This window comes from Salinispora pacifica DSM 45544 (assembly GCF_000378845.1).
GTDB lineage: Bacteria > Actinomycetota > Actinomycetes > Mycobacteriales > Micromonosporaceae > Micromonospora > Micromonospora pacifica.
Map to the genome: position 1 here is coordinate 2822891 of NZ_KB905359.1, position 20403 is coordinate 2843293.

Below are 20403 nucleotides of genomic sequence, written 5' to 3' on the forward strand. Positions count from 1 at the left end.
CCCGCATTAGCCATTTTCCGCCCTGAAAAACCGGACGTCAAGCCCGCACGGGCAGGTTTCACGCAGTCCGGGCCTCATCAAGCACTAAATGACGTATCAACCCATCAGCCCGGCGTCCCGGGCCGCCCGCAGCGACGCCTTGATCCGGTGACTCGGGCCCGCCTGATCCGCCACCGCGTCCAGAGTCTTGAGCCCCTCACCGGTATTGAAGATCACCGTCTCGGCGGTCGGATCGAGCCGGCCGGACTCGACGAGCTTTCGCAGCACCGCCACGGTCACCCCACCGGCGGTCTCGGCGAAGACCCCAGCGGTACGGGCGAGCAGCCGGATCCCGGCCCGGATCTCGTCATCGTCGGCCGCCGCCATCCAACCGCCGGTCCGACGGACGGACTCCAGGGCGTACGGGCCGGCGGCCGGGTCACCGATGTTCAGCGACTTGGCGATGCCGGTCGGCTTGACCGGGTTGATGGTGTCACTGTCGGCGTGCAGGGCAGCGGCGATCGGGCTGCAGCCCGCCGACTGCGCCCCGAACACCCGCCAGCCGCCGGCCGGCGCCTCGACCAGGCCGATCTCGACCAACTCGGCGAACGCCTTGTCGACCTTCGTCAGCAGCTCACCGGAGGCCATCGGAATCACCACCTGCGCGGGGATTCGCCAGCCGAGCTGCTCGGCAACCTCGTAGCCGAGCGTCTTCGAGCCCTCGGCGTAGTAGGGCCGCACGTTGACGTTGACGAAGGCGGTGTCCTCGAACTCGTCGGTCTCCACCAGTTCGCCGCAGAGCCGGTTCACGTCGTCGTACGACCCGTCGATCGCGACCAGGTCCCCGCCGTAGACGGCGGTGGTGAGCACCTTGCCCTGCTCCAGGTCGCTGGGGATGAACACCACCGACGGGGCGCCGACGCGGGCGGCGTGCGCGGCGACCGAGTTGGCCAGGTTCCCGGTGGAGGCGCAGGCGAACCGGGTGAAGCCCAACGACCGGGCGGCGGTCAGCGCCACCGACACCACCCGGTCCTTGAACGAGTGGGTCGGGTTGGCGCTGTCGTCCTTGACCCAGAGCGGCGCGGTGAGGCCCACCTCGGCGGCCAGCCGCGGGGCCGCGACCAGCGGGGTGAAGCCCGGGTCGAGGGTGACCCGGGTGGCCGGGTCCTGACCGACCGGCAGTAGCGGCGCGTACCGCCAGATGTTGCGTGGGCCGGCCTCGATCTGCTCGCGGGTGACGGCGGCCAGCACGGCGGGGTCGTGGTCGACCTCCAGCGGGCCGAAGCACTCGTAACAGGCGTGTTGGGCGATGAGCGGGTACCGGGCCGAACAGGCGCGACAGACCAGGGCGCGGGCCGGGCTGGTGGCGGGGTCGATCCCGGACGGGGCGAGGGTGGACGTCATCTCGAGATTCCTCTCATCTGCCCCCGCGACGCACTCTGCGGCGGGGCCGGAATTGGCACCTGTCCCGCCAGTCACTCTGGGTGATCATGTGGGGTGGTTGCCGGGGCGTCTTCGGGCCGTGTCCCTCAGCCCCTCTGGATGAGGCATTCAGTTGTGCCGCCGAGTGTAAGCCGGCGATGACGGCCAATGACCACCCGTTCCCACCCTGTGGCGAAATGTGATTCACCCCGCAGCGGCACCGCACCTCCGCTCTACCCGGCCCGCCACGACGGCCACTACATAACTCCCTGTGACGGGCGGGACGGTCCTGAGCGCTGGCACCGCCCGGGACCGTGCTCGGGCGGTTGCCGCGACCGTGGCCGGCATCGGCGGTGCGCTCCTGCTCCTCGGCGGCGCGGGCTACCTGATCGGACGCCGCCGTACCCGTTTCCTGACCTAACCGCTTCACGACACCCAGCTCAACATCGCGCCGGGTAGACGCAATCAACGAACCACACAACCACGTGGAGCTGGTTGACAACGGGCGAACGGCACGAAACACACCTCGCCGTTGCTTACCCAACCGTCGCCAATCAACAGTGCAAACACCACGCGCGCTGAGTGCGTCACCGGCCAGGCTGGCTGCTGCCATGCCCCTGTGCTGCGTTGTCGATCGCGTAGTAACCGCCGACAGCCCGACCCAGGCCGGTATCGGGCACGCCGTGTCGAAGCTGCGCGAAGGCACCGCTGTTACAGGCGATTCCGGACGCGCCAACCAGGACGGACAACAGGATTTACACCTGGGCTGACGGGCGACCGTCGGTCCGTTCCAGATGACCTGGCTAATCAGGGCGAAGGTGGTGGCGCAAGGCTCATCAGCAGCCGGGGGCTGAGCCGCGCGCCGAGTGCGCCGGCGGCCCGGCCGCCCGCCACACCGCCGGTCGCCTGGACGATGTCGGGCCTGAGCCGGAAGAACGGCTGGATTTGGCTGAGCAGGCCGGGGGCGCACCCGTCACCCGGTCACTGACCGCCTACGACCACTGCAGGACTTCGGAAGAACTCGTCTAGCAGGGCGACGGTGCGGTCGCGGGGGCTGAGTCAGCCTTCGACGGCGCACAGCGAGCACACGCTGTCGCGGGCACGTGCTCGTTTGGGCAGGTCGGGCCTGGCGGCGGTGGGGTTCTGAGGCCGGATCGGGTGTAGAAGTCGCCGAGCGTTGCGAGAGTGGTGTTGATCGTGAACCTTACGACCGGGTTTGAATGATCTTTCCGATGCAACCCACACACCGCCACTCTTCACCTTTTATCGAAGTTCGTCGACAATCAGGGCCATGAAGGTACGTAAGCGAGGTCTCACCCTAGTCTCCGTCATGACGGCAATCGGCCTAGCTCTACCTGGTACGACCACAGTTGACAGTTCGGCTGGACGCGCCCTGCCCATCCCCGTCGATCCCCGCGGCGTTGGACTACAGCCATTCACGGGTCAGCCGGCCACAGCCCACCCGATCGACACCGCAGCGGTGCCGCGACATCCCTTCATGGCCGCCAACGGCTCCAGCAACATCCACGGCGACGCCTATCAGACCGACGCGTACCGAAACCCCGGCCCGACCGGCCGCGACCTGACGGTGAGCAGCCGGTTGCAGGGCGGAGTGTGTCTCTCAGTCACCTTCGACTCCAAGGGCCGGATCGTCACGGTCTGCATCACCCCCGGCCAGGCACCTCGGCTGCTCCTACTGGACCCGGACACCCTCGAGGCGATCACCGCCCTGAGCCTGCCCGGCAGCACCAGCACCAGCCCCACCGAGATCGCCGGCGGCGTGTACTTCTACCTCGACAACCACGACCAGGCGATCATCCCCACCAACACCGGCGAAATCCTGGTCGTCGCCGTCCAGGACGACCGCCTCGTGCCCCAACGCAGCTACGACCTCACCCCCGCCATCGGCACCAGCGGCATCGTGTCGGCCCTGCCGGACTGGTCGGGACTGCTCTGGTTCGCTGCCAAGGACGGAACCGTCGGCACGCTTGACATGGCCAACGGCCGGATCGAAACGCACGACATCGACGGTGAGCAGATCGCCAACAGCATCGCGGTGGACGAGTCCGGCGGGGTCTTTGTCGTCAGCGACCACGCGCTCTACCGGTTCGACGCCACCCCAAGCGGCCAGCCCGAGGTCACCTGGCGCGCCCCCTACGACCGAGGGAGCCGCCAGAAACCGGGTCAGATCAGCCACAGCAGCGGTACCACCCCCACCCTGATCGGCCCGGCTTCCGGTCCGGATGGGGGCTACGTGGCCATCACCGACAACGCCGATCCCGCCATGCGAGTACTCGTGTTCGCCCGCGGTAAGCACGGACCGACCGAAATCTGCGCCCAGCCGGTCTTTCCCGCCGGCACCAGCGCCACCGAGAACAGCCTCGTCGCCGTCGGCGGTGACATCATCGTCGAGAACAATCACGGATACCAGTTCGACGGGCAGGCGCTACTCAAAGGGCTGACCGGGGCCAGGCAGCCCGACACGGCACCGGGTCTGACCCGGATACACGTCGACTATCCCGACCGAAGCTGCTCCGTCGACTGGTCCAACACGGTCGAGCGGATTCCGAGTGTGGTCAGCAAGGTCTCGCTGGCCAACGGACTCCTGTACACCTACACCCACCCGTCCGCCGACGAACTGGCGTTCCGTCCCGGCGGTCAGTTGCTTGGACATCCGGACGCGTGGTACCTCACCGCGATCGACGTGCACACCGGCGAACGAGTATGGAGCAGGCTGGCCGGAGCCGGACCACTTGTCAACAACCACTACGCCCCGATCTCCATCGGACCCGACGGCGCCGCGTACATCGGAGCCGTCGGTGGCCTCATCCGCATCGCTGACAGCTAATACCGTAGCGGCAGTAGGCGAGTCGATTTCGGCTCGCCTACACGATGGGTCGGGCCCGCGCGGACCTGATTGCCGCTTTCCCCGCCCAGGTGCGGTGCCGGCTGTCCGCCGGCACCGCTCGCGGGAGAACTCGAATACTGCCCCCGAAGAATCCACCCGACGCCCGTGGTAGAACGCTTCCGCAGGGCGGAGCGCCGCTGCCGGAGTGCAATCCCAAGTTCGCCCTTGACCGGTCACCTCAATGACAGGCCCCTGCGGCGACCGGGATCAGCGAAACTCGTCATGGACAGCCCGCGAGAGCTCCGCCCGAACCTAGCACCTCAACGATCACTCGCCGGCGGAATGGCCACGAAAACGCCCATTCCCTGCCTACCCAGTAACTCACCAGACTCAATGAGGATATCGACCGCTTTGCGAACAGTGACCGGACTCGTCTCATATTGGTCCGCAAGCTCCCGCGTGCTGGGCAACTTGTCACCAGGCTTGAGGATGCCCGCCTTGATCCGAGCACGAAGGTCATCCCGGATGACTCTCCAAAGCGGGACGGCATGAGGCATAACCTCATCTGACCACTCGCATTTTTGATCATGGTCGACAACCTTGTCTTTACCAGCATTGCTTGTAAAGTGTGCTACTGTCAGCTGCGGATTGAACACGGGCGATAAGAAGTGGGGTAACAGTGTGCCTACCCAGGCCGACGGCCAGCGGCGGCTGGGCGACCGAGCAGGTGACAGCGCACCCATCGAGACGCACTCCGGTATCACTTCGCCACCGCGCTGCTGGGGCGGAGCGGCGAGGTAGCGCAGACGTGCTGGCTCTGGGCGCCGACGCCCCGACCACCAAACGCCCGCTCGCGAACGTGCGCGACGTGGGAAAGGGCCCGGGGCGGGTGCCGGGCTCCGGCCGGTACGCCACGCGCGGACGTGCCGGTCGCCCCCGCCCGCCTCGGCGCCGCCCCCCACCCCACCCAACCTGAGAGGACGTGACCGCCATGATCCACCGAGCCCGACGCCTGTTCTCATCCCAGGTTCGCGCCGCGACCTTCGCCCGGCGGCGGTGGCGCGGCTTAGACCCCGAGCAGGTGTACGCCTACCTCGACCGCGCCGCCGACGAGCTGGAACGGCTCACCCGGGAAGCGCGCACCGCTCACACCGAGGGTGAGCTGATCCGGCAGGCGTTGCGGCAGTGGCAGTCCCGACACGCCGACTGCCAACATGCCGCTACCGCGAATGGCCGATGGCACCGCTGAGCACGGTGGACCGATCGCACTCGCGTGCTGCTAGGACACGACGTCCTTGCGGGTGAAGCGCCAGAAGGCCAGGCCCCAGAAGAGCGTCGCGTAGCTGATCGCCGAGATCGCTCCCCGGACCACGTCGTCGGTCTGGATCGGTGTCGACAGCAGACCCAGCCAGGCGGTGCTGTAGTGGGTCGGCAGGAAGGCCCGTAGCACGCCGAGGGCGGTGATCTGGTCGAGGATGCTGGACAGGATCCAGAGCAGCACCGCCCCGCCGACCGCGCCCAACGCGGCGTCCGTGGACACCGACAGCAGCACGGCCAGACCCGCCACCACCAGCAGTACGACGGCCAGGTAGCCGAGCACCGCCAGCAGCCGCAACAGCCCCTCCCCCGGCTCCAGCTGGGCGGCGACCGTGCTGCGTAGCGGCCCCCACCCGTACCGCACGGTGCCGAGCAGCAGCGCGGTGCCGGCGAGCAGGAGCAGCGCCAGCGCCGAGTAGGCGAGCGCCACCAGTAGTTTCACCGCGAGCAGTCGGGCCCGTGGCACCGGCACGGCGAGCAGGTAGCGCAGGCTGCCCCAGCTCGCCTCGCTGGCCACCGTGTCGCCGCAGAAGAGCGCCACCACGACCACCAGTAGGAACGACGCGGAGACAAAGAGGGTGAAGAGAGTGAAGTTCAGCCCGCCGGAGGTGGCGAACTCGACCAGGCTGCCGAACTCGCCACGCCCATTGTCGTCGTCGCCGGAGCCGAACTGGAACGCGATCAGGATGATCAGCGGCAGCAGCACCATGAAGCCCAACGCGAGCTGGGTCCGCCGCCGCGACGCCTGCCGCCGGAACTCGGCCCGCAACGGCAGCGTGGCGAAGGGCCGGTAGCCCGCCGCCGCGCCGGACGGGGTGCCGCCGGAGCCTCCCGCGCCGGGCTCGACCGTCGTCTGCGCCATCATCGATCCCCGCTTCCCCGAGAGTTCTCGCCGACCAGGGCCAGGAACGCGTCCTCCAGGCGCCGCCGGGGCACCACCCGGTCCACCCCGATACCGGCCCGCACCAACTCGGCGACCACCTCGCTGCGGGCAGTGCCGTTGGTGTCCACCACGAGCTGCCCGTCGCCGTCGGGCAGCACCGAGACGCCCGCGAGCCGGTCCAGCACCTCCCGCGCGGCCACCGGGTCGGTGACCTCCAGCAGGACGCTCGGCGACTCGCCGACGATCTCCTCAACCGGGCCGGACGCGACGATCTGCCCCTTGGTCACCACCACCGCGTGGGTGCACGTCTGCTCCACCTCGGCGAGCAGGTGGCTGGAGACCAGCACCGCCCGGCCACCGGTGGCGTACCGCCGTAGGACCCGGCGCATCTCGGCGATCTGCGGCGGGTCCAGGCCGTCGGTCGGCTCGTCGAGCACCAGCAGCTCCGGCAGGCCGAGCATCGCCTGCGCGATCGCCAGCCGCTGCCGCATGCCGTGGCTGTACGTCCGGACCCTCCGGTGCACCGAGGTGCCCAGCCCGGCGATCTCCAGCGCCTCGTCGAGGTGCGCGTCGGCCCACGGCCGCCCGGTCGCCCGCCAGTACGCCTTCAGGTTGTCCAGCCCGGACAGGTGCGGCAGGAAGCCGGGGCCCTCCACCAGGGCTCCGATCCGGGACAGCACCGGGGCGCCCGGCACCAGCCGGTGCCCGAAGACGTAGACCTCGCCGGTGGTCGGCTGGGTCAGCCCCATCAAGACCCGTAGCGTGGTGGTCTTGCCCGCGCCATTCGGGCCGAGCAGGCCCACCACCTGCCCGGGGTGCACCTCGAAGTCGACGTTGGAGACGGCGACGAAGCCGTCCGCGTACTCCTTGCGCAGTTCCCGGACGGCGAGCGGGACGCCCGCGTACGCCGGGTGGACCCGGCTCTCTCGACGCCGGTGCCGGCGGCGGAGGACGGCGACGACCACGACGAGCCCGACCACGATCGTGGCGAGCAGCCCGGCGAGCACCCAGCGCCAGACGACGGCGTCGGTGGGGATCGGCTCGCTGGCGACCGTGGGGAGGGTGACCGCCCCGCCCGCCAGGGCCACACTGTAGACGGCCGGTTCGACCGGGGTGGCGTACGCCTGGTCGGAGGTCGCCACCACGACCCGCAGCCGGTGCCCGGCCTCGATCCGGCGGACGATCGCCGGCAGCGTGACGGTGACCGGTTCGGCGTCCTCGACGGCCGCCGGTAGCCCCGCCAGCCGGATCGGCGCGACCAGCCCGTTCGGTAGGGTCGCTGACCCATCACCGGCAACGTCGTAGAGCTTGACGAAGAGTACGGCCGTGCCGGTCGGGGACGCGGCCCGGATGGAGATGGTGGGCGCGCCGACCACGTCCACCGCCGCCGGCAGCGGCGCGGACTCGAACCGGGCGTGCTGGCCGGGAATGTCCCCGGCGACCCCGTCGAGCAGCGACGAGAGCTCCCCGGCGAAGGGCACCGACGAGATCGCGGCCGGGTTGCCGGCCGGCGGGTTGGCGATTGACTGGGCCGGACCGCTCACCGACACCGGCTGCTGGCCGGTGCCGGTCACGCCCGGGTAGCCGGTGGCGCGGAAGCCGCTGGCGACCAGACCCCGGTCGAGGGCGTCGAACCCGGCGATCCGGGAGAAGGTGAAGTCGTCGGCGGGGGCCGCGCCCTCGCCCTTGACGTAGTGGTCGAGCCACCGCACGGTCAGGTGCCGTACCCGGTCCCGGTCGGTCTTCGGGCCGTCGCCGCCGTCGTGCCCGCCGGTGAACCAGGCCACCTGGACCGGGGTGCCGGTCGCGGCGACTTCCCGGGCGTTCGCGTCCGCCTCGGCGAGCGGGAAGAGGGTGTCGGCCGCCCCCTGCACCAGCAGCGTCGGCGCCTCGATCCGGTCGAGTTGCCCGGCCGGGCTGGAACGGCGCAGCAGTGCGACGGCGGCCGGGTCGGCCCGCCCGGTGGTGGCGATCCGCAGGTACGCGGCGCACACGTCGGCGGCGAACCGCCCGCAGGAGGGGTCAACGGCGCCGGCCGTGGTGGCCGCGTTCTCCGGGAGGGAGCCGCCCGGGACGGAACCGCCACCGGGGGCAAGGCCGCCGGCCGGGCCGGAGCCACCGAGGGTGGCGGGGCCGGGGTTGCCGCCGCTGCCGAAGAAGAGCCCGGCCCAGCCCTTCTTGAACACCCCCTGCTCCGGCCCCTCGCCGCTCTGCTCCGGCAGGAAGGAGCGGGCGAGGTCGTTCCAGGTGATCATCGGCACGATCGCGTCGACCCGCTGGTCCCGCGCGGCGAGCAGCAGCGCCAGCGCACCGCCGTAGGAGCCGCCGACCACACCCACCCGCGGGTCCCCGGCGGCGTCGGTGACGACCTCCGGGCGGGCGGCCAGCCAGTCCAGCAGGCGCTGCGCGTCGCGGACCTCGTAGTCCGGGTGGTCCAGGTGGATCTGCCCGCCGCTGCGACCGAAGCCCCGCGCGGTCCAGGTCAGCACCGCGTACCCGCGGCGGGCGAACTCCTCGGCGTCGGCGCGGACCGACTCCTTGGTGCCGCCGAAGCCGTGCCCGAGCAGCACCGCCGGCACCGGGGCGTCGGCGGCCGCGGCGGGGGGCAGATACAGCGTGGTGTCCAGCTCGACCGGCTCGTCGCCGCTCGGCCCGGACCGGACGGTGATCAGCGCCGCCTCGGTGCGCAGGTCCGGCTCGGCGGGCCGGAGGGTCCCGGCGACTCCGGCGGCGAGCAGGACGACGACCACCGCCGCCGCGGCCAGCGCACGCCGACGGGTGGGCAGGGCGCGCCGGATCCACGCGGCCGGTGACGGCGATCTCATGCGGCTCACGCTACGGGGGAAGAGCTGAGGATTGCCTGAGTGAACACAGAACGCACCACTGTCGGCGGAGAGCACCGGGCCATCGGCGGGCTGGGCGCCGGGCCCGGCGCTGTCGGCGTCAGCGGGTGCGGCGGGCGGTGAGCACGGTGTCGTGGATGGTCACCGGCGTGCCGTCGGGGGTGGTGGCGGCGCGCGGGCGGGCGGCCCGGGTACGCACCTCCCAGTCCCCGGCGGGCAGGTCCTGCGCCAACTCGTCGGCGGTGTAGAACAGGTCGGGCTCCGGCGGTCGGGGCATGGCGGTGTCCAGGTCGCTGGGGTGGTGCCCGACGATCAGCAGGTGGCCGGCCGGGGCCACCCGGGTGGCGAGAGTGGCGAACACCCGTCGCCGCAGCGCCCCGGAGAAGTGCAGGTAGGACGTGGTTACCAGGTCGTAGCGGGGGCCGTCGTCGGGCTGCCAGTCGCAAATGTCCGCCCGCTCCCACCGCAGCCGCCCGGCCAGGGAGGCGGGTACCCGCTCGGCGGCGCGGGCGAGGGCCTGCGCGGAGAAGTCCACACCAGTGACCTGCCAGCCGTTTCCGGCCAGCCAGATCGCGTCCGCACCCTCGCCGCAGCCCACCTCCAGGGCCGTACCCGGGGTGAGGGGGGCAACCTCCGCGACGAGAACGGGGTTCGGGGCGCCGCTCCACACCGGCCCGGCCTCGCTGTATCGCTGGTCCCAGTAGTCAACATTGAAGAGGGCGTCGAAGTCAGTCATCACAGGTTCCTCTCCCGATCACCGGATTACGTGGAAGTGCCACCTTCCGGCAACACGACCCGAACACGCAAAAATCTTTGCCAGACTGGCAAGGCTGGAGGGCGGCGAACCCCGCGCCGAAACCGATCGGCAGCTCCACCGCGACCAGGCTGAACCGGGAACCCGGCCAGGCTGTCGCGCCACCGCGGTGGTTACCGAGACCCCTTCCGCGTACCGGCTAGGGTTCGGTGGGTGGGGGGACCAGAACTCGTACTCACCGCCAGCCGTCAGCCGGCCGCGCGGGACGCCCGACGGGGCATCGTGCGGCTGCACCCGGAGGTGCTCACCGCGCTCGGGATCCGCCCCGGCGACCCGGTCCGGCTGGCCGGTCGGCGGGTCACCGCCGCCCGGGCCGAGGCGAGTGAGCCGGAGGCCACCCCCGGGCTGCTGTACGCCGATGACCTGACCCTGGGCAATCTTGGCCTGCGCGACGGCGGTGAGGTCACCGTCGGCCCCACCCCGGTCACCGCCGCCGCCCGGGTGGTGCTCACCGGCGCACCGCAGGTGGTCGCGGCCATCTCCCCGGAGTTGCTTCGGCTCGCGCTACTCGGCAAGGTGGTCACCACCGGCGACGATGTCTCGCTGCTGCCGCAGGAGCTGCCACCCCCGGAGGCGCTGCCCCCGGCGGTGCTGCCCGACCCGGCGTTACGTGGCCTCCTGACGGCGGCCCGGCAGAGCCTGGCCAACCGGGTCGGCTACGCCTGGACCAGCACCCTGCTCACCGTCACCGCCGCCGCACCGGCGTCGGCGGCGCTGGTCACGATGGAGACGGCCATCGGGTGGGAGCACGGCCCCGCCACCCATGACCTCGCCGCCCACGACCCGGCCACCCACGGCCCGGCCACCCACGGCCTGGCGACGTCCGGGGCGCTTTCCCCCGCCGAGGGTTCACCCCCGCCCCGGGCCGCCGCGCCCACCGGGGCACGGGATACCGAGCCGACGGAGACAACCGAGCCGGCGGAGACGACCGACCCAACGGCACCCGCGGTGGAGGAGCTACCCGGGCTGCGCGCCCAGGCCGAGGAGCTGACCGAGCTGCTCGACCTCGGCTTCCACCACGGTGCGGTGCTGCGCCGACTCGGCACCACGGTGGCGCTCGGGGTGCTCCTCGACGGCCCGGCCGGGTCCGGCAAGTCCGCGCTCGTGCGCGCGGTCGCCGCCCGGGTCGGTGCGCGCGTTCGGCCGCTCTGGGGGCCGGAGCTCGCCGCGTTGACCAACTCGGCCGCCGCCGAGCGGCTGCGGGCCGCCGCCGCCGCGGTACGCGTCAACGGACCGGCCATCCTGCTGGTCACCGACGTGGAGGCGCTCGCCCCGGCCGCCGCGCCCGGCCCGGTGGCCACCGTCTTCCGCCAGGTGGTGGCCGAGACCGTCGCGGCCGGGGCCGCCGTCGTCTGCACCACCAGCCGCCTCGACGCCCTGGACCCCGCCCTGCGTACCCCGGACCTGCTCTCGCTGCGGGTCAGCGTCCCGTTGCCGGACGCCGCCCGGCGCCGGGAGCAGCTCGGGATGCTGACCCGACCGGTGCCGCTGGCCGAGGACGTACGGCTGGACGAGGTCGCCGCGCGTACGCCCGGCTTCGTCGCCGCCGACCTGGCCGCGCTGGTCCGCGAAGCGGGGGTCCGGGCCGCCCTGCGGCAGAAGACGGTGGAGCAGCCCCGCATGACGATGGCCGACCTGCACGCGGCGCTGGCGGTGGTCCGCCCGACCACGATGGCCGCGTCGACCCTGGAGTTGGCGTCGGTGACCCTCGACGACGTGGGGGACCTGGCCGAGGTCAAGCAGACCCTGACCGAGTCGGTGTTGTGGCCCCTCACCTATCCGGACACGTTCGCGCGGCTGGGGGTGCAGCCGCCCCGCGGGGTGCTGCTCTACGGCCCGCCGGGCTGCGGCAAGACGTACCTGGTGACCGCGTTGGCCGGCTCCGGCCGGGCGAACGTGCTCTCGGTGAAGGGCGCCGAGCTGCTGTCGAAGTGGGTGGGCGAGAGCGAGCGCGCGGTGCGCGAGCTGTTCCGCCGGGCCCGCGAGGCCGCGCCGACACTGGTCTTCCTGGACGAGGTGGACGCGCTGGCGCCGGTACGCGGCCAGGCCACCGACGGCGGTACGGCCGACCGGGTGGTGGCCGCCCTCCTCACCGAACTGGACGGCGTGGAGTCCTTACGCAACGTGGTTGTGGTCGGTGCGACCAACCGCCCAGACCTGGTCGACCCGGCCCTCCTGCGCCCCGGCCGGATGGAACGGCTGGTCTACGTTCCGCCGCCGGACGAGGCGGGCCGCGCGGAGATCCTGCGGGCGGCGTCGCGCACCGTGCCGCTCGCACCGGAGGTGGACCTCGGCGCGCTCGCCAGTGACCTGGACGGCTTCTCCGCCGCGGACTGCGCGGCGCTGGTCCGGGAGGCGGCGCTCGCCGCGATGCGCGAATCACTCGCCGCGGCGACGGTGACCACCGCCCACGTCGCGGTCGCCCGCACCCGCGTACGCCCCTCCCTGGACCCGGCCCAGGTCACCTGGCTGGCCGAGTACGCGAAGAAACGTCAGTGATCCTTCGGCGTGGCGTCCAGCGACAACTCGGCGTGGACCTGGCCGTTCGCTTCGCGCAGCCGCGCGCCGCAGTTGGTGAGCACGGAGAGCGCACCCCGGTTGTCGGGGGTGGTCGCCGCAACCACCCGGCGCATGCCGGCCGCGGCGGCCTTGTGGAGTAGTTCCCGGAGCGCGGCCGCTCCGATCCCCCGGCCCCGCGCCGAACGCCCCAGCCACAGCCCGGTTTCGACCGCCTCCGGCTCGTCGCAGCGGGTCATCCGGATCACCCCGACGACCTCGCCGGCGGCGAGGACGGCGTACATCCGGGTGCGGGTCGGCCCCGGCAACCCGGCGAAGCTGGCCCGGTGGAACTCGCGGAACGCCTCCCGTCGGGCCTGCGACCAGCCGGCCGGGGCTTCGACCGGCGGCATGACATCGGCCGGATCCGCCTCCGCAGCAGCTACGGAGAGCAACGGTTCGAGGTTGCGTTCACTAACCGGCTCCAACCGCACGTCACCCGCCACGTCCGGCAGTCTGCCGGGCTCATCGGCGAGCGTCCAGCTCAAACGGGGCGGACTGACGATCCGGACGAAGAGATCGGCCAGTTGGCCCTACCCGAATCCTCCTCACCCTCCGTTGCTGAATTCTCCGTCCCGCGCCATCGCAGCAGGTAGCGTCAGCACTGGTGGCCCGCCGGGCTTCCGTGGCACGAGCCGACTTTTGCGACAGGGGGATCGCGGATGTTGCAGCGCCTACACGAGACCGGCCTCCGAGCCGAGCACGCCTACCTCGCGGGTTTCATAAGCATTGGCCTGTCGTTTGGCAGTTGGTTCCTCTCGAAGCATCTGGAGCGGGCGGGCATGGCCCGCGCCGACCGCTGGGGGATCTTCATCGGCGAGTGGGCTCCGACCTTCTTCGCCATCGGCAACGGCCTGCGCATGCACGAAAAGCGCTGATCCGACCGCGGGGGCCGGCCGTGGGTCGGCCTCTCAGCGACGTCGGTCGCGGGCTCGGGCCGAGCGCAGGCGACGCAGCCGCCCCACCAGGAGCGGCTCGGCAGCCAGGGCCGCCGGGTTGTCCAGCAACCCGTTCAACAGCTGGTAGTAGCGGGTGGCGGTGCAGCCGAACCGGTCCCGGATGGCCTGCTCCTTGGCGCCCGGATGCCGCCACCACTGCTGCTCGAAGTCGAGGATGTCCCGCTCTCGCTCGGTCAGTCCGGCGGTCGAGCCGAGGGCGCCTCCCGGCGCGGCGTCGCCCGACGACGCACCGCCGTCGGCGTCGGCCAACGCACCGCCGTCGACCCCCGCGACGTCCGGCTCAAGGTCGGCGGAGGCGACGGCCTCCGCCTCAGGCACCGGCCGGGGCGGTGGTACGACGGAGCGCCCGCGCCCGTCGCCAGGTCGCCCGTCGCCGGAGGGTTCGGCGGCGGTCGGGGCGGTGTCGGGCGGCATGACCCTCCTCGCGGGGGCGGTCGGCTCGGTACGGCCGACCCGGGAGTGCCTCAGCCTAGTGCGCCGCTGGGCCAGCCGCACGAGACGGCTGGCCCAGCGGCGGGGCAAGCGGGCCGGCTGGAAGGCTCACCGGACGGCGAGCCGGTCCGGCGGGCGCGGTCCGGGGGGCGCGGTCCGGCGGGCGCGGTCCGGCGGGCGCGGTCCGGCGGGCGCGGTCCGGCGGGCGCGGTCCGGGGGGCGTCAGGAGATGTCTCGCCGACGTATCGCCCAGCACGCACCGCCGAGGACGAGCACCAGCCCCGCCACGAGCAGCCCGGACGAGTGCTGCCAGGTGAGGGTCAGGGTCTCCGGTTCGCATGGACCGAAGGGGTTGCTCTGGCACAGTTGCCAGTCCCGGAGGACGACCTCCTTCTCCACCCAGGCCTGCACGTAGGTGGGGAGCAACCATGCCTCGATGAACTTCGCTTCGGTCAGGCTGAGCAGCACTCCGAGACCGAACTGCCCGACCACCACCACCCCGACCGCGCCACCCAGCGCCATCGCGGTGTGCCGGCCGAGCGAGGCCAGCCCGAAGCCGAGAGCAGCGGCGACCAGGGCGAGCACCCCGCCACGCAGGCCGGTCAGGGCGAAGGACTGCCAGGCACCGGCGGTCATCCCCTCGGTGCTGCCACGCGTGGTGGCGATCAGCCAGAAACTGCCGAACCAGAGCACCGTCGTGGTCACCGCCAACGCCAGCAGCCCGGTGAGCAGGGCGGCCAGCTTGGTGAGCAGGACAGTCACCCGCTTCGGCCGCCACAACAGCATGGTCATCATGCCGCCGGTGTTCCACTCGGCGCCCACGAACGAGGAGCCGACCACGAAACCGACCAGGGCCAGGATCGCCGCGAGCGCGGTCAGCGTCTGGCCGAAGCTGGCCCGAAAGTCAAAGGTGGTCGGTAGGTACTGTTCCGCCGGGAAGGCGTCCCGGGGTGGGGACGAGATCTGGGAGCAGTCCGCGGGAAAGCGATCCGACTGGTCGCCCTGGGCCGCCGCCTGCTCGCACCCCGCCCGAATCTCTTCGGTCTGCCGCACCTGCTGCTGCCAGTACTGCTCGGCAGCCACCTCGGCCTTGGCCCAGGCCGCGTCGTCGATCTTCTGGTTCGACAGGAAGACCCCGACGGCCACGGTTGCCAACACCGCCAGACCCAGCACGGTCGCCCAGCGGGTTAGGCGCCGCAGCACCAGCCGGCGTAGTTCCGCACGGTAGAGACTCACGCGCCCCACCCTCCTGCGCTGCGCTGACCCACCGTGGCGGGCCGCGCCGACTGGTCGACCTGCCGGCTTTGGCCGGGGGCCGGCGCGGTGGCGGTCAGCTCAAGGAAGACGCTCTCCAGATCGGCGTCGACCCAGGTCAACTCGCTGACGTACAGGCCCTGACCGGCGAGGAGGCGGGTCACCATGGCGGATTCCTCTACCCCGGCGAGCAGCAGGTGGTCCGGTTCCCGGGTGACCCGGAACCCAGCCCGGGTCAGCGCCTCACTCGCCTCCGGCAGGTCGGCCACCGCTTCCAGGCGCACCCGGACGGTGCCGGCCGAGTGGGCCGCCAGCACCTTCTCCACCGGGCCGAACGCGACCCGGCGGCCCAACGAGATGATCGTGACCGAGTCACAGATCAGTTGGATCTCGGCGAGGATGTGGCTGGAGAGCAGCACCGTGGTGTCCGCTTCGGCCAAGTTCCGCATCAACGCCCGCATCTCCCGGATGCCACCCGGGTCGAGCCCGTTGGCGGGCTCATCCAGGATCAGCAGTCGCGGCTCCTTCAGCAGGGCGGAGGCGACGGCCAGCCGCTGCTTCATGCCGAGTGAGTAGGTCTTCACCCGCTCCCGGGACCGGTCGCGCAGCCCCACCAACTCCAGCACCTCGTCGATCCGGGTGGAGCGGACCTGACCCGCGCCGGCCAGCAGGGACAGGGTGTCCCGAGCGGTGAAGTGTGGGAAGAACTGCGGGCTCTCCACGATCGCGCCGACCTGACCGGCGACCGCGGACAGTTCGGCCGGGACCTCGTGCCCGAGCAGTCTCATCCGGCCGCCATCGGGCCGGATGAGACCGAGCAGCGTACGGAGGGTGGTCGTCTTACCTGAACCGTTCGGGCCGAGGAAGCCGTGCACCTGGCCCGCCTCCACCCGCATGTCGAAGCCGTCGAGCGCGTTGCGGGTGCCGCGCCTTCGGCTTCGATAGGACTTTTGCAGACCTGCTATCTCCAGGACAGCCGTCAAGCTGCACCTCCCCCGTTGGCGGCACTCACGACACAATACGTGGTACTACCCTTTGCACAATACCCAATCCGTGCATCGCGGCGGAAAGCGGCGAAAGAAGAGTTGGTCGTGCGAGTCAGGCACAGACCACCCGCACGCCAGCGGCGCGGAAGGCGGCGACCACCTCGGGCGCCGCACCCGAGTCGGTGACCAGAGTCTCCATCCGGTCCACCGGACAGATCCGGGCAAAGGCGTGGCCACCCAGCTTGGAGGAGTCGGCGATCACCACCACCCGCTTCGCCCGCGCCACCATCAGGCTGTTCATCGCCGCTTCCCCCTCGTGGTGGGCGGCGGCACCGAGCTGCGGGTCAACCGCGTCCACCCCGAGCAGGGCCACATCCAGGGTGACCTCCCGCAGCAGGGCCCCACCCAGCGGGCCGACCAGCTCGAATGACTTGGGTCGCACCACCCCACCGGCCACCACGACCTTCATCCGGGACCGCACCAGCAGTTCGTTGGCGATGTTGAGGGCGTTGGTGACCACGGTGAGCTGGGCACCCTCGGCATTGGTGTTCAGATCCGGCCGTACGGCCAGCGCTCGTGCCACCTCGGTGCTGGTGGTGCCGCCGTTGAGGCCGACCACCGTGCCCGGGGACACCAGCGCCGCGGCAGCCGCGCCGATCCGCTGCTTCTCGGCCGAGTGCTTCGCGGATTTGTACCGCAGCGGCAGGTCGTACGAGACGCCGTTGGCGACCGCCCCACCCCGGGTACGCGTGATCATCTGCTGCTGGGCGAGCTGGTCGAAGTCCCGACGGATGGTGGCCTGCGAGACGGCCAGACGCTCGGCGGCCCCCTCGACACTGACCCGACCGCTGTCGGTCAGCATCTCAAGCAGGGCGTTCCATCTCGCGTACCGGTCCACCCCGAACCCTCCAGCGGCTGCACGATTGGTGATTGTGCGTGCACACTAGTGCGCGAAACTAGGTAAAGGCAACGCCGGTTCTGCTCGATCCTCGGCCTGGTTGCCACCGCCACCCGAATCGGCGCACAATAGCGCGCGAAAGCCGGGCCTAACGAGCCAAATTGCGCACGTTCTGGAGAACCCCTGATGTCGTACGTCGACATGGAGATCGCGACTCAACCCGACTGCTGGCGGACCGCGGCACGGCTGGCCACCTCGGTAGCCGAGCTGCCCCAGCCCGGCGAGCGAGTCGCCGTCGTCGGATGCGGCACCTCCTGGTTCATGGCGATGGCCTACGCCGCCCGCCGCGAGCACGTCGGCCACGGCGAGACCGATGCCTTCCAGGCCAGCGAATTTCCCACCGGCCGCCGCTACGACCGGCTGATCGCGATCACGCGCTCCGGCACCACCACCGAGGTGACCGAGCTGCTCGCCGCGCTCCGCGGAGTGCTGCCCACCACCGTCCTGGTCGGTGACCCCGCCGCCCTCGCCGCCGATCTGGCTGACGCCACGGTGCCGTTGGCCTTCGCCGACGAACGCGCGGTGGTGCAGACCCGATTCGCGACGACCGCGCTGGCCCTGCTCCGCGCCCACCTGGGCGACAACATCCCCGCGCTCTCCGCCGACGCCGAGGTGGCGGTACGCGCCCCCCTACCGATCGACCCCGCCCAGATCGAACAGGTCACCTTCCTCGGCCGGGGGTGGACCGTCGGATTGGCTCACGAGGCGGCGCTGAAGTGCCGCGAGGCCGCCACCTTCTGGGCCGAGGCCTACCCAGCCATGGACTACCGGCACGGCCCGATCTCCGTCGCCGCACCGGGCCGACTGGTCTGGGCCTTCGGTGACCTGCCCGCGGGGCTTGCGGAGGATGTGGCGGCCACCGGTGCCGCCTTCGTCCACAGCCGCACCCACGGGTGCCGCAGCGTGATCGGAAACTGGGCCGCCGGTCGCACACCGCTGGACCCGATGGCCGACCTGATCCTGGCGCAGCGCTTCGCCGTCACGCTCGCCACCAGCCGTCGCCTCGACCCCGACGCACCGCGGCACCTCGCCCGCTCCGTGGTGCTGGCATGAGCAGCGGGGAGCCGGGCGGGAAGCTGAGCGCTCCGGACGGCGCACCCGACCGGAAGCAGGTCGTGGTCGCGATCGATGTCGGCGGCAGCGGAATGAAGTGTGCCCTGGTCCACCGAGACGGCACCGCCGCGCGCACCGAACACCACCCGACCCAGGCCGCCCGTGGTTCGGCGGCCGTGGTCGACACCATCCTCGACGTGGCCGACGGCCTGGCGGACACCGCCCGCCGCGAAGGGCTCACTCCGGTGGCGCTCGGCCTCGCCGTCCCCGGCGTCATCGACGAAGCAGCGGGGGTGGCGATTTGGTCGTCCAACGTCGGCTTCCGCGACGTGCCGCTGCGGGCCCTGGCCACGACCCGGCTCGGGATACCGGCGGTGCTCGGCCATGACGTCCGCGTCGGCGGCATCGCCGAAGCGCGCCTCGGCGCCGGCCAGAACGACCGACACGTCCTCTTCGTCGCCATCGGCACCGGCATCGCCGCCGCCCATGTGATCGACGGAACGGCTGCCGCCGGCGCGCACGGCGCTGCCGGGGAGCTCGGCCACATCCTGGTCCGTCCCGGCGGTCCGCGCTGCGGCTGCGGGCAGGCCGGTTGTCTGGAGGCGGTCGCGTCCGCCGCAGCGGTCGCCCGCCGCTACGCGGAGCTGACCGGCAGCACACCAGGGCCGAGCGCGGCCGAGGTAGCCGCCCGCGCCGCCGCCGGCGATCGGCTGGCCCAGCAGGTCTGGACGGAGGCGGTCGCGGCCCTCGCCGACGGGCTCGCCACCGGCCAGGCGCTCTTCGACGTCGAGACGGTCGTGCTCGGCGGCGGGCTGGCCCGGGCCGGCGCCCAACTGCTCGACCCGCTGCGGGCCGCGCTGCACGACCGGATGACCTTCCACCGCGAGCCACGGCTGGTCCCGGCGGCCCTCGGCGCCGAGGCGGGCTGCCTCGGCGCCGCCCTACTCGCCCTCGACAGCCTGGAGAAGCGATGACGGTACGGGTGACCGGTAGGGTGGTGACCCCCGCCGGGGTGATCCGCCAGGGCTGCGTAGAGATCAACAACGAGCAGATCACCGCGGTCGCCGAGTACCCGTCCGGGCGGGACGGGCACTGGATCCTCCCCGGGTTCGTGGACATCCACACCCACGGCGGCGGTGGACACACCTTCACCACCGGAGACCCCGACGAGGCCCGGGCTGCCACCGGCTTCCACCTCCGGCACGGCACCACCACCCTGCTGGCCAGCCTGGTGAGTTCGCCGTTCGAGCTGATGCGCGCCGCCACCACCGCCTATCGGCCACTGGTCGCCGAGGGGGTGCTCGCCGGGATTCACTTCGAGGGCCCGTACCTCTCCGCGGCCCGTTGCGGGGCGCAGAACCCGGCGTACCTGCGCGACCCCTCCACCGCGGAGCTGACCGAGCTGCTGAAGCTGGGCCAGGGGACGATCCGGATGGTCACCCTCGCCCCGGAGCGCGAGGGAGCGACCGCGGCGATCAAGCTACTCGCCGCCCAGGGCGTGGTCGCGGCGATCGGCCACACCGATGCCACGTACCAGCAGACCCAGGCCGCCGTCGCCGCCGGCGCGAGCGTCGCCACCCACCTGTTCAACGCGATGCGCCCGGTGCACCACCGGGAGCCGGGGCCGGTGATCGCCCTGCTGGAAGCTCCCACCGTGGTCTGCGAACTGGTCGCCGACGGAGTACACCTACACGACGGAATGCTCGCCTTCGCCACCACCACCGCCGGTGTGGAGCGGACCGCCCTGGTCACCGACGCGATGGCCGCCGCCGGCCAGCCCGACGGCGAGTACGAGCTGGGCGGACAGCGGGTCACGGTGACTGCCGGCGTGGCCCGGCTCGCCAGCGACGGGGCGGTCGCCGGCAGCACGCTGACGATGGATGCCGCCTTCCGGAACGCGGTCGCCACCGGGGTCGCCGTCCCGGAGGCCGCCCGGATGGTGGCCACCACGCCCGCCCGGGCGATCGGTCTCGGCGATCGGGTCGGCGCCCTCCAGCCGGGTCTCCGAGCGGACCTGGTGGTGCTCGGAGACGACCTGAACGTCGTCCGGGTGATGCGCGCCGGCACCTGGCTGGACTGACCGGGCCGCGTCGGTCCAC

Annotated in this window: 17 protein-coding genes, 1 pseudogene and 1 riboswitch; of the genes and pseudogenes, 8 read left to right on the forward strand and 10 right to left on the reverse strand. The window is 71.8% G+C overall.

The window, feature by feature from the left end; translation table 11 throughout:
• Window positions 1-96 precede the first annotated feature (96 nt).
• Complete coding sequence (thrC, locus tag SALPAC3_RS0112770; RefSeq protein ID WP_018221622.1) at window positions 97-1383, reverse strand: threonine synthase; 1287 nt, start codon at window positions 1381-1383, stop codon at window positions 97-99.
• A gap of 10 nt (window positions 1384-1393) precedes the next feature.
• Window positions 1394-1528: riboswitch (SAM riboswitch) on the reverse strand.
• A gap of 138 nt (window positions 1529-1666) precedes the next feature.
• On the opposite strand from thrC, the pseudogene SALPAC3_RS29080 reads away from it, so the two are divergent.
• Together SALPAC3_RS29080 and SALPAC3_RS0112780 are read left to right on the forward strand one after the other, a co-directional pair.
• Window positions 1667-1822 (forward strand): annotated as a pseudogene (locus SALPAC3_RS29080) (cell wall anchor protein); the annotation flags it as partial.
• An 870-nt stretch (window positions 1823-2692) separates the two neighbouring features.
• Window positions 2693-4249, forward strand: coding sequence for an NHL repeat-containing protein (locus SALPAC3_RS0112780; protein WP_026185512.1), 1557 nt, complete (start codon window positions 2693-2695; stop codon window positions 4247-4249).
• A 320-nt stretch (window positions 4250-4569) separates the two neighbouring features.
• Here the strand turns inward: SALPAC3_RS0112780 and SALPAC3_RS27125 are convergent, their stop codons facing one another.
• Window positions 4570-4905, reverse strand: a complete 336-nt coding sequence (locus SALPAC3_RS27125; protein ID WP_408640403.1) for a GntR family transcriptional regulator — start codon at window positions 4903-4905, stop codon at window positions 4570-4572.
• 326 nt (window positions 4906-5231) lie between these two features.
• Here SALPAC3_RS27125 and SALPAC3_RS0112790 point away from each other — a divergent pair, with 326 nt between their 5' ends.
• The gene (locus tag SALPAC3_RS0112790) at window positions 5232-5498 is read left to right on the forward strand and encodes a DivIVA domain-containing protein (RefSeq protein ID WP_018221625.1); all 267 of its coding nucleotides are present in this window, start codon (window positions 5232-5234) and stop codon (window positions 5496-5498) included.
• Between the two features lie 30 nt (window positions 5499-5528).
• Here SALPAC3_RS0112790 and SALPAC3_RS0112795 read toward each other — a convergent pair whose 3' ends face one another.
• The 3 genes from SALPAC3_RS0112795 to SALPAC3_RS0112805 form a co-directional block, all read right to left on the reverse strand.
• The gene (locus tag SALPAC3_RS0112795; RefSeq protein ID WP_018221626.1) at window positions 5529-6428 is read right to left on the reverse strand and encodes an ABC transporter permease; all 900 of its coding nucleotides are present in this window, start codon (window positions 6426-6428) and stop codon (window positions 5529-5531) included.
• Window positions 6428-9274: an alpha/beta fold hydrolase gene (locus tag SALPAC3_RS0112800; protein ID WP_018221627.1), complete on the reverse strand. Its 2847-nt coding sequence runs from the start codon at window positions 9272-9274 to the stop codon at window positions 6428-6430. The genes SALPAC3_RS0112795 and SALPAC3_RS0112800 overlap by 1 nt, the downstream gene beginning before the upstream one ends.
• A gap of 118 nt (window positions 9275-9392) precedes the next feature.
• Window positions 9393-10028 (reverse strand): class I SAM-dependent methyltransferase, encoded by a 636-nt coding sequence (locus SALPAC3_RS0112805; protein WP_018221628.1) that lies wholly within the window; start codon window positions 10026-10028, stop codon window positions 9393-9395.
• Between the two features lie 231 nt (window positions 10029-10259).
• Between SALPAC3_RS0112805 and SALPAC3_RS0112810 the strand changes: the two genes are divergently transcribed.
• Window positions 10260-12605, forward strand: a complete 2346-nt coding sequence (locus SALPAC3_RS0112810; protein ID WP_018221629.1) for an AAA family ATPase — start codon at window positions 10260-10262, stop codon at window positions 12603-12605.
• Here SALPAC3_RS0112810 and SALPAC3_RS0112815 read toward each other — a convergent pair.
• On the reverse strand, window positions 12599-13108 hold the full coding sequence (locus SALPAC3_RS0112815; protein WP_026185514.1) for a GNAT family N-acetyltransferase: 510 nt from the start codon (window positions 13106-13108) through the stop codon (window positions 12599-12601). The two genes, SALPAC3_RS0112810 and SALPAC3_RS0112815, sit on opposite strands and share 7 nt — an antisense overlap.
• 216 nt (window positions 13109-13324) lie before the next feature.
• On the opposite strand from SALPAC3_RS0112815, the gene SALPAC3_RS0112820 reads away from it, so the two are divergent.
• A complete protein-coding gene (locus SALPAC3_RS0112820; RefSeq protein WP_018218042.1) occupies window positions 13325-13540 on the forward strand; it encodes a hypothetical protein in 216 nt (71 codons plus the stop codon).
• Between the two features lie 33 nt (window positions 13541-13573).
• On the opposite strand, the gene SALPAC3_RS0112825 is transcribed toward SALPAC3_RS0112820, so the two are convergent.
• The 4 genes from SALPAC3_RS0112825 to SALPAC3_RS0112840 all read right to left on the reverse strand — a co-directional run bounded on the left by SALPAC3_RS0112825 (window position 13574) and on the right by SALPAC3_RS0112840 (window position 17191).
• Window positions 13574-14035 (reverse strand): DUF3263 domain-containing protein, encoded by a 462-nt coding sequence (locus tag SALPAC3_RS0112825; protein ID WP_018221631.1) that lies wholly within the window; start codon window positions 14033-14035, stop codon window positions 13574-13576.
• Window positions 14036-14275: 240 nt separating this feature from the next.
• On the reverse strand, window positions 14276-15289 hold the full coding sequence (locus tag SALPAC3_RS0112830) for an ABC transporter permease subunit (RefSeq protein WP_018221632.1): 1014 nt from the start codon (window positions 15287-15289) through the stop codon (window positions 14276-14278).
• Window positions 15286-16263 carry an ATP-binding cassette domain-containing protein gene (locus SALPAC3_RS0112835; protein WP_269744934.1) on the reverse strand — a complete coding sequence of 326 codons (978 nt, stop codon included), beginning with the start codon at window positions 16261-16263 and terminating at the stop codon, window positions 15286-15288. Before SALPAC3_RS0112835 ends, SALPAC3_RS0112830 begins: the two co-directional genes overlap by 4 nt.
• Window positions 16264-16405: 142 nt before the next feature.
• Window positions 16406-17191, reverse strand: a complete 786-nt coding sequence (locus SALPAC3_RS0112840; RefSeq protein ID WP_018221634.1) for a DeoR/GlpR family DNA-binding transcription regulator — start codon at window positions 17189-17191, stop codon at window positions 16406-16408.
• A gap of 186 nt (window positions 17192-17377) precedes the next feature.
• Between SALPAC3_RS0112840 and SALPAC3_RS0112845 the strand changes: the two genes are divergently transcribed.
• Genes SALPAC3_RS0112845 through nagA form a run of 3 tightly spaced genes read left to right on the forward strand, consistent with a single transcriptional unit; the run spans window position 17378 to window position 20384 of the window.
• A complete protein-coding gene (locus tag SALPAC3_RS0112845) occupies window positions 17378-18304 on the forward strand; it encodes an SIS domain-containing protein (RefSeq protein WP_018221635.1) in 927 nt (308 codons plus the stop codon).
• Window positions 18301-19278 carry an ROK family protein gene (locus SALPAC3_RS0112850; RefSeq protein WP_018221636.1) on the forward strand — a complete coding sequence of 326 codons (978 nt, stop codon included), beginning with the start codon at window positions 18301-18303 and terminating at the stop codon, window positions 19276-19278. The genes SALPAC3_RS0112845 and SALPAC3_RS0112850 overlap by 4 nt, the downstream gene beginning before the upstream one ends.
• Window positions 19275-20384, forward strand: coding sequence for an N-acetylglucosamine-6-phosphate deacetylase (gene nagA / locus SALPAC3_RS0112855; protein WP_018221637.1), 1110 nt, complete (start codon window positions 19275-19277; stop codon window positions 20382-20384). The genes SALPAC3_RS0112850 and nagA overlap by 4 nt, the downstream gene beginning before the upstream one ends.
• Window positions 20385-20403: the final 19 nt, after the last annotated feature.